General features: G+C 41.9%; 9 protein-coding genes and 1 pseudogene. 8 read left to right on the plus strand and 2 right to left on the minus strand.

The window, feature by feature from the left end; translation table 11 throughout:
• Positions 1-211 precede the first annotated feature (211 nt).
• From G3T18_RS22435 to G3T18_RS22455, 5 genes are all read left to right on the plus strand, one after another.
• Positions 212-808 (plus strand): REP-associated tyrosine transposase, encoded by a 597-nt coding sequence (locus G3T18_RS22435; protein ID WP_224412827.1) that lies wholly within the window; start codon positions 212-214, stop codon positions 806-808.
• A gap of 215 nt (positions 809-1,023) precedes the next feature.
• Positions 1,024-1,899, plus strand: a complete 876-nt coding sequence (locus tag G3T18_RS22440; RefSeq protein ID WP_224412828.1) for an MBL fold metallo-hydrolase — start codon at positions 1,024-1,026, stop codon at positions 1,897-1,899.
• A complete protein-coding gene (locus G3T18_RS22445) occupies positions 1,866-3,215 on the plus strand; it encodes a F390 synthetase-related protein (RefSeq protein ID WP_224412829.1) in 1,350 nt (449 codons plus the stop codon). The genes G3T18_RS22440 and G3T18_RS22445 overlap by 34 nt, the downstream gene beginning before the upstream one ends.
• A gap of 795 nt (positions 3,216-4,010) precedes the next feature.
• Positions 4,011-5,063: a polysaccharide pyruvyl transferase CsaB gene (csaB, locus tag G3T18_RS22450; RefSeq protein ID WP_224412830.1), complete on the plus strand. Its 1,053-nt coding sequence runs from the start codon at positions 4,011-4,013 to the stop codon at positions 5,061-5,063.
• A gap of 168 nt (positions 5,064-5,231) precedes the next feature.
• Complete coding sequence (locus tag G3T18_RS22455; RefSeq protein WP_224412831.1) at positions 5,232-6,437, plus strand: hypothetical protein; 1,206 nt, start codon at positions 5,232-5,234, stop codon at positions 6,435-6,437.
• Between the two features lie 30 nt (positions 6,438-6,467).
• Here the strand turns inward: G3T18_RS22455 and G3T18_RS22460 are convergent, their stop codons facing one another.
• Positions 6,468-8,603: an NAD(P)/FAD-dependent oxidoreductase gene (locus G3T18_RS22460; RefSeq protein ID WP_224412832.1), complete on the minus strand. Its 2,136-nt coding sequence runs from the start codon at positions 8,601-8,603 to the stop codon at positions 6,468-6,470.
• A gap of 156 nt (positions 8,604-8,759) precedes the next feature.
• Between G3T18_RS22460 and G3T18_RS22465 the strand changes: the two genes are divergently transcribed.
• Both G3T18_RS22465 and G3T18_RS22470 read left to right on the plus strand, forming a co-directional pair.
• Entirely contained in the window at positions 8,760-8,993 is a 234-nt protein-coding gene (locus G3T18_RS22465) for an OsmC family protein (RefSeq protein ID WP_224412833.1), read from the plus strand.
• 20 nt (positions 8,994-9,013) lie between these two features.
• A complete protein-coding gene (locus G3T18_RS22470; RefSeq protein ID WP_224412834.1) occupies positions 9,014-9,721 on the plus strand; it encodes a phosphatase PAP2 family protein in 708 nt (235 codons plus the stop codon).
• Positions 9,722-9,912: 191 nt separating this feature from the next.
• On the opposite strand, the gene G3T18_RS22475 is transcribed toward G3T18_RS22470, so the two are convergent.
• Positions 9,913-11,574 (minus strand): ABC transporter substrate-binding protein, encoded by a 1,662-nt coding sequence (locus G3T18_RS22475; protein ID WP_224412835.1) that lies wholly within the window; start codon positions 11,572-11,574, stop codon positions 9,913-9,915.
• A gap of 276 nt (positions 11,575-11,850) precedes the next feature.
• Here G3T18_RS22475 and G3T18_RS22480 point away from each other — a divergent pair.
• Positions 11,851-12,051 (plus strand): annotated as a pseudogene (locus tag G3T18_RS22480) (hypothetical protein); the annotation flags it as partial.

Genomic DNA, 12,051 nt, shown 5'->3' on the forward strand with positions numbered 1-12,051 from the left:
GACTACGAACTATCCTGGAAAAATCGAACAGATTTGTCAGTTTTCATACAACTATTTAACACTCATATACTCTATACTAATTGAATAATTCCTCGTTAGTAGCTCAGACTTTAGTCCGACCTGCAACAAACTAAACTAAAAAGTAATTCAGGTTTAGTCTTCTTCTTTACTTAACTGCGGCGCTAAAGCGCCAACTACGAACGAACAAATAATGTATGAATATCGCCGATTAACTCCCAAACAACAAACAGAATTAATTATAGAACGTACGATACGTGGCTATCCCTTACACTCACCACCACATCCACTAAAAAATCAAAATGTTTACCTTCTTACTGCAACCTGTTACGAACATAAATGTCATGTAAATTCACAAATTCGTCGCCAGCAATTACTAGATTTGATTTTTGAAATATTTACAAATAATGGTATAGAAATACGTGCTTGGGTTATTTTACCGAACCATTATCATCTTCTTGTTTATCTTACGGAATTTGAAATACTAAGCAAGATATTTCGTTTAATTCATGGTTCAACATCTCGACAGTGGAACCTTGAGGAAAGCATCAAAGGTAGGAAAGTTTGGTATCGTTATACTGATAGAGCAATTCGTAGTGAAAGACACTACTATACGACGCTGAATTATATTCACTACAATCCAGTTAAACATGGTTGGGCTAAGTCTCCTTATGATTGGATTGAAAGTAGTGTTCGCTGGTACTTAGATAATTATGGAAGAGAATGGTTGCGTGATTTATGGTCTAGATATCCTGTGTTAGAATATGGTCGCGGTTGGGATGATTCTTAGTTAGTAGCTCAGACTTTAGTCCTCTTTTTCTTGACTTGACTGCGGCGCTAAAGCGCCGACTACGAACTATCCTGGAAAAATTGAACAGATTTGTCAGTTTTCATACAACTATTTAACACTCATATACTCTATACTGATTGAATAATTCCTCGTTAGTAGTGAGGAGTTTAGTCCGAATTGACTGCGGCGCTAAAGCGCCGACTACGAACAAAAATATGAAGCAGAAAGTTACTTTTTTTCAAGCAGGTTACTGTACTCACCCAGAAGCAATTGTTATCAAAGGTGGACGTTGGAAAAATAAAGTTTTTCCTTCACTTTTTGCACTGATTCAGCATCCTCGAATGGGTGCTATTTTATTTGATACGGGTTATTCAAGTCGCTTCTTTGACGAAACTCGTTCTTTTCCTTTTCGTTTCTATGCTTTAACTACACCTGTTTATTTTCAACCCACAGATAGTGCTGTTTCTCAACTGCGAAAATACGGGATTCCAGCAGAGGCTATTCAGTATATTATTATCTCTCATTTTCATGCAGATCATGTCGGTGGTTTGCGCGATTTTCCTGATGCTAAGTTTATCTGTTTTCATTCTGCTTATGAAGCTGTGAAAATGTTGCGCGGTTTGGGTGCAGTCAAGGCTGGTTATTTGAGTGGTTTGTTACCAGAGGATTTTGAGGAAAGGACAGATTTTTTGTCAGCTAATCAAGATGATTTACATCTGAATTATAATTGCGAACTTGTATCGTTACCTACCGCTTATGCTCCTTTTGAGACTGGCTTTGATTTGTTCGGTGATGGTAGTATTTTAGCAGTGGAGTTACCCGGTCACGTGATGGGACAATTGGGGATTTTTCTGACTGATGCAGATGAGCAAACTTCTTTTCTGGTTGCTGATGCTTGTTGGTTGCGTCGCGCTTATCAAGAGTTGGTTACACCCCATCCTCTCGCTAATCTAATTTTTAGCGATCGCCGCGCTTATGCCAATACTTTACAAAAAATTCATCGTCTACATCAGTTGAATCCGTCGATTAAAATTGTTCCTACTCATTGTCAGGAGACATGGAAGATGTTAAATACCAAAGTTTCTGCATGAATACGAGTTTCACTATCCTTTTCAATTATCTCAAAACTAAGTATTTGCGGCGGTTTGACAGTCGCGAACAACTGCTAACATGGCAAAATCACCAAGTACAAAGTTTCTTGAAAAATATCTTGCCAAAATCAAATTTTTATCGAGAACTATATACAGATTTAGATATTACCGACTGGCAAAATTTTCCCATTATTGATAAAATGGCGATGATGAGCAATTTCGCTCGCTTGAATACTGTAGGTATCGCTAAAGAAGAAGCATTTGCTGTTGCTTTGGAAGCGGAAACAACACGCAATTTTGCTTCGACAATAGATGGGATAACTGTGGGACTTTCTTCGGGAACAAGTGGTAATCGCGGTTTGTTTTTGGTAAGCAAAAAAGAACAAGCTGTTTGGGCTGGGACAATTTTAGCTAAAGCACTTCCAGCTTCTTTGTTAACTCGTCAGCGTATTGCGTTTTTCTTGAGAGCAAATAGTAAACTATATGAAACTGTGAAAAAGCAACGCTTGCAATTTGAGTATTTTGATTTATCTCAATCTTTAGATGAGCATATCTCTAGATTGCAGGAATATCAACCAACAATTTTGATTGCACCAACTTCAATGTTACGTTTATTAGCAAATGCTCAGAATGAAGGTCTACTCAGTACAACACCTCAAAAGATTATTTCTGTCGCGGAGGTGTTGGAACCTCTCGATCAAAAGTATATTAGTAATATTTTTGGACAAATTGTGCATCAAGTGTATCAATGTACTGAGGGATTTTTAGGTTGTACTTGTGAATACGGAATTTTGCATCTAAATGAAGATATGGTGGCGATACAAAAAGAGTATTTAGACCGCAAAATGAGGACGTTTATCCCGATTATTACTGATTTTCGCCGTACTACTCAACCAATAGTTAGATATCGCCTTGATGATATTTTAACTGAAGCTAAAAATCTTTGTGCTTGCGGTTCGGTAATGACAGCAATTGAACGTATTGAAGGACGTTTGGACGATCTTTTTTATTTACCTAGTAAGAGTGAAGCTAAACTGGTTCCGATTTTTCCTGATTTTATTCGGAGGAAGATTATAATTGCTGCTGATGAGATTGCAGAATATTTGGTGGTGCAAAAGAGTCCCAAGTTAATCGAAATTTGTTTAAAAGTACCAAACGAGTTACGGGCTGATATTGAGTCAAGAGTAAGTGATTTTTTGCAAGATTTATGGGTGAGGTTTGATTGTGAAGTACCGGAAGTAAGTTATCTCGAATATCCAAGTCGAATTTCACCTCAAGTTAAACTAAGAAGGATTCAACGAAGGTTTGATTTGTAGGGATAAATTAGAGGTTTCTCTTGTGCTGTGATTTTTTTCGTGCTAAGATGAAATCGATAAGGAAGAACTATCTGCAAAAATCTCCCCGACCTTTACTCAGTTAGAGAATTTTAACCTGCTTTTCTCTTTCCTCTCCTGAGTTAGATGATTATGGCTACAAGCTAAGTTGAGTAAGTCACATTGATCTCTAAGTTTTCTCCTCATTCATCCTTATTAGGTTTCTCGAACGTTAGGCAAAAAAAAAGTTAATTTCTCTTGTGCTGTGATTTTTTTCGTGCTAAGATGAAATCGATAAGGAAGAACTATCTGCAAATTTTCCATTCCCCTCTTCCATGAGATGATTATGGCTACAAGCTAAGTTGAGTAAGTCACATTGATCTCTAAGTTTTCTCCTCATTCATCCTCATTAGGTTTCTCGAACGTTAGGCAAAAAAAAGTTAATTTCTCTTGTGCTGTGATTTTTTTCGTGCTAAGATGAAATCGATAAGGAAGAACTATCTGCGAAAATCCCCCTTTCCTTAAATCACGGAAATTAAACATCGCTGCAAAACGATTACCGAAAATAGATAGAAAGATAGTAGTTTTTTGTCAACACGAACTAAAGAATTATTAAGTGTGCCGCAAAAAGTTGCCTATTTGCTTGCATGAATTAAATAATCGTGATATAGTAAAATCGATAAGGAAGAACTATCTAAAAAAAATAAGGAAACCATAGTAGTAGAAAAGAGACACAAAAAGAAATAATTGCCTCCAGTATCCTAAACTGATAGCAAAACAGCAAACTCGTCAAAGGATATGGGTAAAACAAGGGCGGTTATTTGCGGATACTATGGCAAAGGCAATGGCGGCGACGAAGCATTATTAGTGACATTATTGCAAATGTTGCCAGAATCAGTGCAACCATTGGTACTATCAGGGAATCCCCAAGAGACAAAAAAACGTTACCAAGTAGAAAGTTGCGATCGCATTTCAGCCTTTACAGTAACCAGGGCAATGCGTGCCTCAGAATATTTTATTTGGGGTGGAGGAAGTTTAATGCAAGACATCACCAGTTGGGCAAGTCCCATCTATTATGGCGGCTTAATGGGATTAGCCCAACAAATGGGCTTAAAAACGATCGCCTGGGCGCAAGGAATCGGTCCGCTACAACATCAATTTACTCGCGCGATCGCCAAACGAGCCTTAGAAAATTGTACCGCCATCAGCGTCCGCGATCGCCTTTCCGCCCAAATACTTCATCAATGGCAAATTCCCTGTCTAATTGCCCCAGATCCAGTATGGGCATTACAAACCAAACCAGTCAAAGGATTATGGGACCTACCTGCCCCCAGAATCGCCGTCAACCTGCGCGAACATCCCAGCCTAACCCCCCACCGCCTCAACCATCTTACCCAAGCCTTAATCGAGCTACAAAGAGCGACTCAAGCCTGTATTTTACTCGTACCATTTCAAGCAACAAAAGACTTAAAAATAGCTGAGAAAATCGCCGCCCAACTACCAGGATCTCATCAAATCATCTCCCTAGAAGACCCCAGAGAATTAAAAGGACTATTTCGGGGAGTCGAAATGACAATTGGAATGCGCTACCACAGCTTAATCATGGCAGCCGCAGCCGAATGTCGCTGTTTCGCCTTAAGTTACGACCCGAAAGTAAGTCAACTGATGGCAGAAATAAGTATACCCGGATACGAATTAGAGCAATTACCAGACAACCCCAACGAAATTAGCAAAGCCTGGTTAGAAGAATACGTTAACGGAGAACCACTCAGCAGCGAGACAATTCAATCAATACGCGATCGCGCTGAAATCCATCGGGAAGTTTTAATTGAAGCTTTTCTTGGGGACTAGGGGTTGGTGATTGGGGATTGGGTAAACTGATAACTATTTCATGCGACTACGTGCTCACTGTTCACTGTTAATAACGGTAGACTAAACTTGTTTGCATAAGATAGCAATTTATTAATGAAAGCCCTCCTCAGCGAGGGGCTGTCTCAACCTCTAGACGAGAAAAAAGCTATGACTGACACTGAAACCCGTAACGATCTACCCTTAGAGTTAGAAACAGATCGCCTACCAGAAAGCGATGACGCTGAGTCTCCAACTACTCAGACGATCCAAGTTGAAGACGAATCTTCATCAGAAATTGTCAAAGTAAGTGATCCTGAATCTACAACTGAGGAAGAAATAACTCTTGAAGAGAGTACCCCGCGATCGCCCTCGGACAAATTTCCTCTGAAAGTAGATAGTCTGATCGCCGAGTCTAGTAACAATAGAGATGCAGACTGGTTTGCTGTCGCGAGAAAATTACGACAGCGTAACCGAGAACTACTGAAAAAAGTCTCTGAATTAGAGCAAAATTTAGCCGCATCTCACGAAGAAGTACAATCTCTGACGATGCGTAACCAAAGCGCAGATAAAGCGATCGCTAAACAAGCAGAAGAATATCAAACCGCGCAAGAACAATTAGCCCGCTTTTTCCGCGAACTCGAATCAGCCCATCAAGTCTCCCAACGTCAGCAAATCTTAATTGAAACCCTCTCCGAACAACTAGAAACTTCCAGCGATCGCATCGCTCAACTCGAAGCCGAATACTCGCTACTCAAACAAGCTTATGACGACCAAGCACGTCAATTATCCCAAACTGAAGAACAGTGTGACGAATTAATAGCTCGTCTTCAGCGACAGCAACGCCAAACTTTACAATACAAAGCCGCTTTAGACAAGTGTTTAGAAGTTACTCCAGAGTCAAATAACACTGATTCTGGCGCAGAAAACCAAGCTAATGAAACTTCTCCTCGCAATGTAGCATCCTTTACCAAAGCCCAACCAATTCAACCTTGGTCAGCACAATTGGAGGATTTATCAGTACCCCCAGCAGAAACACCGAACTGGGCGAATAAAACCGATCTAGCAGAAGACGAAACCAGTAACACGATCGCTGCACCGACGCGCTTATCCTTAGGGAGACACTTCGTGAACGCACGTACCGACGAGCAAAATGATTTCTCTGATTGGTTTGATGATTTAACTGCTGAAATCGACGATGAAGAACCAGAAACAAAGGAAAACGAATCTCAAAACCCGAATTCTGCTTCAAAAGACGAAAAACTAGGGCAAAAGCCTAATTGGCCCTCGCCCGTAGTTTATCCCCTACGACCAGGGAAAAAACGCCAATCTCTCGCAGCGATCGATTTACCAAGTTTTCCCCGTCGTCGCTCTTGACAAAAAAGCTCTGCTGTGGGATTTAACGAATCAGCGATGGCTGCGCCGACGCGCCTCGCACGTACGCCTGTTTTTACCTGCCAACTCCTCCACCGCGCTAAATTTTTCCTCGCCCGTGAAACCAGGGGATGGCGGACGACCGATACCAGCAGTTAAAGCATAACTGAAACTGAGTAACCGCAGCCAAAGACCAGGATAGTGTTTTTCTAACTGCGGTTGAAACTGACGCAGCAAACCGGGAAACCAACCCATCAGCAACCAACTAATTAAGGAATCGAAGGTAAAACTCAGATAGGAACCCAGCCAACGTAAGAAATCATTTGTACCTGCCATTTCCCAAATCCACCACAGTAACGTCGGATTTTTCCTCGCCGCTTTTAAAGCGAGTCGGTTAAATGTCAGCCAGTCAGTTTTATCTTTAATAAACGTATTTGCCACTTCTGGTGGTTCTTCCGCCAGTAAACCAAAAAAGGTGTTCAGCATGGAATTAATCCGTTGTGGTGGCAAAGTGTAGCCTGTGGGAACCATCATTCCTTTAGAAAATAGCCAGGTGACAGCAATATTGCTTTGGTAAGCCCGAATTTGGTTGAGATGTTCTGCTTTGAGCAAATCATGCTTTATAGCAGTATCTAGTAAATTTGTCAAGCGTTCGAGATTGCGAATTAAGGAACCAAAGCCAGTAAATACCAGAGGAGATTGTAGAGAAGCCGCATCCCCGATCGCCAAAAGTCGATCGAAAGCAACAGTACGCGATCGGCTATTAACGCTGAAATGACCGGGAATATAGCCAAAAGTCGGCTTTTTCCAGACTAATTTTTCCAAGTCGCAACGACGGTACTCTGGCAAGATTGTAAAGAAATCTTCATACATTTCTAATAAAGAGCCAGGGTTATCCGGATGTACCTGATGGTAGTGAAACAGATAAATGGTTAGTTCTCCATCGGCACCGGGAAAGAGTTCCCAAATCAATTGTCTACCGCGAGAAATATCGCCGTGAGAATGAAGAACATCGCCATAATTAGCATCCCAAACTTGAGGTTCAAAGCCATCAGCAATCACCGCCCCCACAGTCGGACAAACACTATCAAAAGCATGAGAACCATTTAATTGCCAAGCGATCGGCGAAGCAGTACCCATTGCATCCATTAGTAATTTGGCGATCGCCTTCTTCGACTCACCACTGGGCAAATCTACCAACTCAACTGTAACTTGCTCCTCATCAATTTCGGCACGAATAAATTCCGTTTCGTCCCAAATTTCGCCACCTGCTGCCCTTAATTTTTCTCCACAAGCTTTCAGCAATTTTTCAGCATCAATTGCTATATTCAGCACCGTCGGCGTATGTAGCACCGCCGCTTGCAAATGAGGTGGATTATTACGATCGAAAAATTTGCTAAAGCCATCTTTGTACTCGCAGGCGATCGAACTTTCAAACTCACGCTCGGTAAACAAACCTAGATCGATCAAACTTTGAAACTCAGCCCGCGAAATATTCCACTCACGATTCATGCGAGCAAAAGGCAATCGTTCCACAACCAACACCCGATAACCTCGCTGCGCCATTACTGCTGCGTGGATTACACCCAAAGCACCACCAATGTAAATCAAATCGTAACTAGGAACTTGACTTTTTGCCTTGACAAAAGTGTCAGCTTGAGGACTACTAAATATTACCTGTTTCGGCTGCTGAGGATGGCAAACGCTTTCCCGCCAGCGCTTCTCCCACCAATAGACCCGATTAAGGTCATATTCTCCTTTCGGCATCTTTTGGAAAAAATGCACTGTTTTGGGGTAATAAGGAGCCAACGCCGCAAAAATAGATTGGTTAGATAAATCGATTTCTGGCAATTGAGGATATTGTTGCGGGAACCGACTTCTAATCGCCGCAGTCAAATTTTTCCCGATTCTTGTTTCGCCAGGAACAGGTTTTTCTCCCCAGCGAAAAACTTTCAGATAGGTAGTACGTTGAACAGCCCAAACAAAAATCGACAATTGAGGATCGGGAATAGCTTGCGACTGGTTTGAAGTCTTCCGAGGAAATTGCAGTCGAATACCATCAGGCGTCAAAATTTTTTGCCCTTGTTCGGGATGCCATTGTTCTTGTAACCAGGTACGGACCACTTTAGTATCCGGAGTCGGGACTTCTATGTACAGGATTGCTTTCATCTTAGTGTTCTAATTTACTACTCGATTACTGAGAAAGAAGGAGTCAATTGGGGTGAAAGTACGTTAAACTTCCGAGTACGATGATTAAAAACATTTTAAGAAACTTTACATTTTGCTCATTGGTGTAAATTAGTTCGGTGAAATTGTGAATCAGCCATGAATTATCCCATCCCAAGTAACTCTGAAGAAATAATCGCCTTAACAGACAACCCCGTAGACGAAGAACTCATCGCCGCCGCGATCGCAGGCGTGATTCAAATTGCCCGCAATAAAGGACAATCCTTAGAAGACTTAACCGCCGAAGTGCTAACCGAAGATCCCCTTCTAGACGGAGAGCAAAGACGCTGGTTAAGTGATATTGTGACTCAAGCTTGGTTCAGCTTACCGTAAACTTCAACTTCAATCAGATTGTGCGCGAGAACCTCAAAAAATTTATTTTTAGTTTACCCAAATGGGTACGAGAACACCTACTGCCGCTACTGTTAACCATTCGCGTCGGCGGGTTAATCCTCGCAGGTTTTGCCCTTTGGAGTTTTGCCGAGATCGCCGAAGAAATATTAGAACGAGAAAGTTACTTCTTCGACAAGCAAATTCTCCTGGCGATCGCCCAATGGCATAATCCCCTAGCAGATCGAATCGTAGTCGGTTTAACTTATCTTGGTCAACCGACATTTTTATTAATAGTTTGTACGGTTTTAGGTATTGGGCTGTTATTCAACCGCAAGCGATCCGAAGCCACCACCCTCGCGATCGCCGCTTTTGGCGCTGCGGGTTTAAATCTTTTACTTAAAGACTTATTCGCCCGCGATCGCCCGCAACTTTGGGACAGGATCGTCGATGTTAACTTTTATAGCTTTCCTAGCGGTCATGCGATGATCTCAATGGTAATTTACGGCGCGATCGCCTATCTCTTAGCCATTAATTTCCCCAAATGGCGAGTAGCGATCGTAGTTACTGCGGTATTTTTAATCCTGAGTATCGGTTTCACTCGCCTCTATTTAGGCGTTCATTGGCCCACTGATGTGATCGCTGGTTACGCGGCTGGTATCGTTTGGTTAGTTACCTGTATTCTCAGCCTAGAACTTTTCAAAGCCCGTCGCGAGGTAGATCGCGATTAGGTATTGGGGATTAGGGATTAGGGAGAGGGGGAAGACTTGGGAGACTTGGGAGACTTGGGAGACTTGGGAGACTTGGGAGAGGTGGAGGATTAACTGATAACTGTTAACTGTTCACTGTTCACTGTTCACTGTTCACTGAACCCAGTCCCCAGTCCCCAGTCCCCAATCACCAGTCCCCAATCCCCAAAAAACTACTTCTCAATCGTCCAGAAAGGGAAATTCTGACTAGGGTTGATCGTGACACCATCAACACCATTTTGAGCAAAAGCATATTCCTTGTTTTGCCATAAAGGTATATAAGGAACATCTTCAGCCAGAGTTTCTTGAATATCAGCAAAGATTGCTTTTCGGACTTCCGGATCTCGTTCCGATCGCTGTTTATCGATTAACTCATTGATCCTCTCACTATAGTAAAACGAGCCTTGGGTTTGAGAACCTCCTGACTGACAACCTGACTCGGCTGAACCTTCAGCACAATCGAGAAATGGTTGAATATAGTTATCTGGATCTAAGAAATCTGGATACCAATCAACTAAAAATGTCGGATAGATACCTTTAGGGAGATTACTAAAAGCAGTAGCAGACTCGACGCTTTTCGGCACAAATTGAATAATTCCCTCCAATTTTTGCTCCCCATAAGCTTTTAAAGTTGTCGCTACCAAAGAGCGAATTTTTGAGCCAGAAGGATGCCAAACTTCGATAGTAATGGGATTATCAGGAGAATAACCAGCCTCGGTTAATAACTCCTTGGCTTTTTCCACATTCGCATCACCATACTCAGTTTGAAAAGTCGGTTGATAAGCTTCAAAAGAAGTAGGAACCATGCTATAAAGAGGTTCTGCTTGTCCTTGTAATACTCGTTCATTAATTAAAGCGCGATCCATAGTTGCCGCGATCGCCTGACGCACTTCTGGCTGGTCTAAAGGTTCTTGATTCAAATTTAACACCATATAGCTTACCGCAGTTCCCGGTGCTTCGATCGCTTGCCATTGGTCGTTTTCTGCACCTTCTAACAAGCTTTTAATTTGTTCTGGGTCAAAAGATTGATAAGCTACATCTACCGCCCCAGTACGAAAACCATTGAACAAATTAGCCGAATTTCCGGCATAAATTTGCAGATCAACGCCTTCATTAACTGGTTTTTCGCCCCAATAATCAGCAAAAACATCCAAACGAATCGAATCACTGCTATAGTCGGCTAATTTATAAGGACCAGTACCAACAAAAGTATTCGGATTAAACTCTCCTGCACCAATTTGATAAGCTTCTGGTGAAATTGCACTTGTCCCAGGAAAAGCTAACAAAGAGGGAAAAGCAGCAAAAGGCTTTTTCAGCTTAATTGTCAGTTCGTTTTCTCCCGTCGCTTCAACTGATTCTACAGTATCCGCTAAGAGGAAAGATGGTTTACCGCCATTTTCGATAAAGCGTTGCAGCGAAAATGCCATCGCTTCGGCGTTGAAAGGAGTACCATCGTGGAAAGTAACACCAGTGCGTAGCGGTATTTTATAAGTTAAACCATCTTCGCTGACTTCCGGCATTTCCGTCGCTAAACTAGGCTTTAACTCAGTCTCTCCCAACTCATAAGTATAGAGAGTATCGCCGAGATTGTAGATAATATTCAGTCCCGCTAACTCATAACTATCCGCAGGATCGATTGTACGCGGTTTCAACGTTGTCCCGAAAGTAACTCTCGGATTTCCCGCAGTAGAATTAGCACTATCAACCGTTGTTGATGGCTGATTATTGGGGTTACAACCTACTACTAGCGTAAAACAGAGGAAAAACAGCGTAAAAAATTTAGTTAAAGTTCGATTTCGCTTCCAGAAAACAGACAACCTATTGATAATTTGCACTATAGCGCTAGCCTCTAACGTTCAAACTTTGATTTTATCCAAAGGTGGGGATTAGAGATCGGGGAAGATGAAGAGGAATTCGCGATCGCACAATACCATGAAAAGGATCTTGAGGATCTCGCTCATCACGAACCAGTCAGGTTAATCACTTTGCCTCAGAAAAAGAAGTTAAGCTATGATAACGTCCATTGACCTCTCGAAAAATCGCTGTTAAAGAAGTTGTCAAGGGAAATCCAGCAGCAATTGGATGCTTTGGAGGAAATGATTCAGTGAATAATGAGGGGGATACCGAAGCCAGAATTTTGTTTGTCGTTGAAACTCCCTTGGGATTTAGCGTCCGCACAACGACAAGTTACTGGGAAGTTATTCTATCTTTCAGATGGTGAGAAACGTTGGGTTTGTGCAGTCGCAAAACGGCTAAATGGAGACGGTTTTTTGATTACAGCATATCGAACCAGTGCAATTAAGGAGGGAACG

This window comes from Oscillatoria salina IIICB1, assembly GCF_020144665.1.
Classification (GTDB): Bacteria; Cyanobacteriota; Cyanobacteriia; order Cyanobacteriales; family SIO1D9; genus IIICB1.

Excerpts from the sequence above, each read along its gene's own strand:
- G3T18_RS22460 (WP_224412832.1), bottom strand. The coding sequence starts at position 8,603 with ATGAAAGCAATCCTGTACATAGAAGTCCCGACTCCGGATACTAAAGTG.
- csaB (WP_224412830.1), top strand. The coding sequence starts at position 4,011 with ATGGGTAAAACAAGGGCGGTTATTTGCGGATACTATGGCAAAGGCAAT.
- G3T18_RS22440 (WP_224412828.1), top strand. The coding sequence starts at position 1,024 with ATGAAGCAGAAAGTTACTTTTTTTCAAGCAGGTTACTGTACTCACCCA.
- G3T18_RS22445 (WP_224412829.1), top strand. The coding sequence starts at position 1,866 with ATGGAAGATGTTAAATACCAAAGTTTCTGCATGAATACGAGTTTCACT.
- G3T18_RS22455 (WP_224412831.1), top strand. The coding sequence starts at position 5,232 with ATGACTGACACTGAAACCCGTAACGATCTACCCTTAGAGTTAGAAACA.
- G3T18_RS22435 (WP_224412827.1), top strand. The coding sequence starts at position 212 with ATGTATGAATATCGCCGATTAACTCCCAAACAACAAACAGAATTAATT.
- G3T18_RS22465 (WP_224412833.1), top strand. The coding sequence starts at position 8,760 with ATGAATTATCCCATCCCAAGTAACTCTGAAGAAATAATCGCCTTAACA.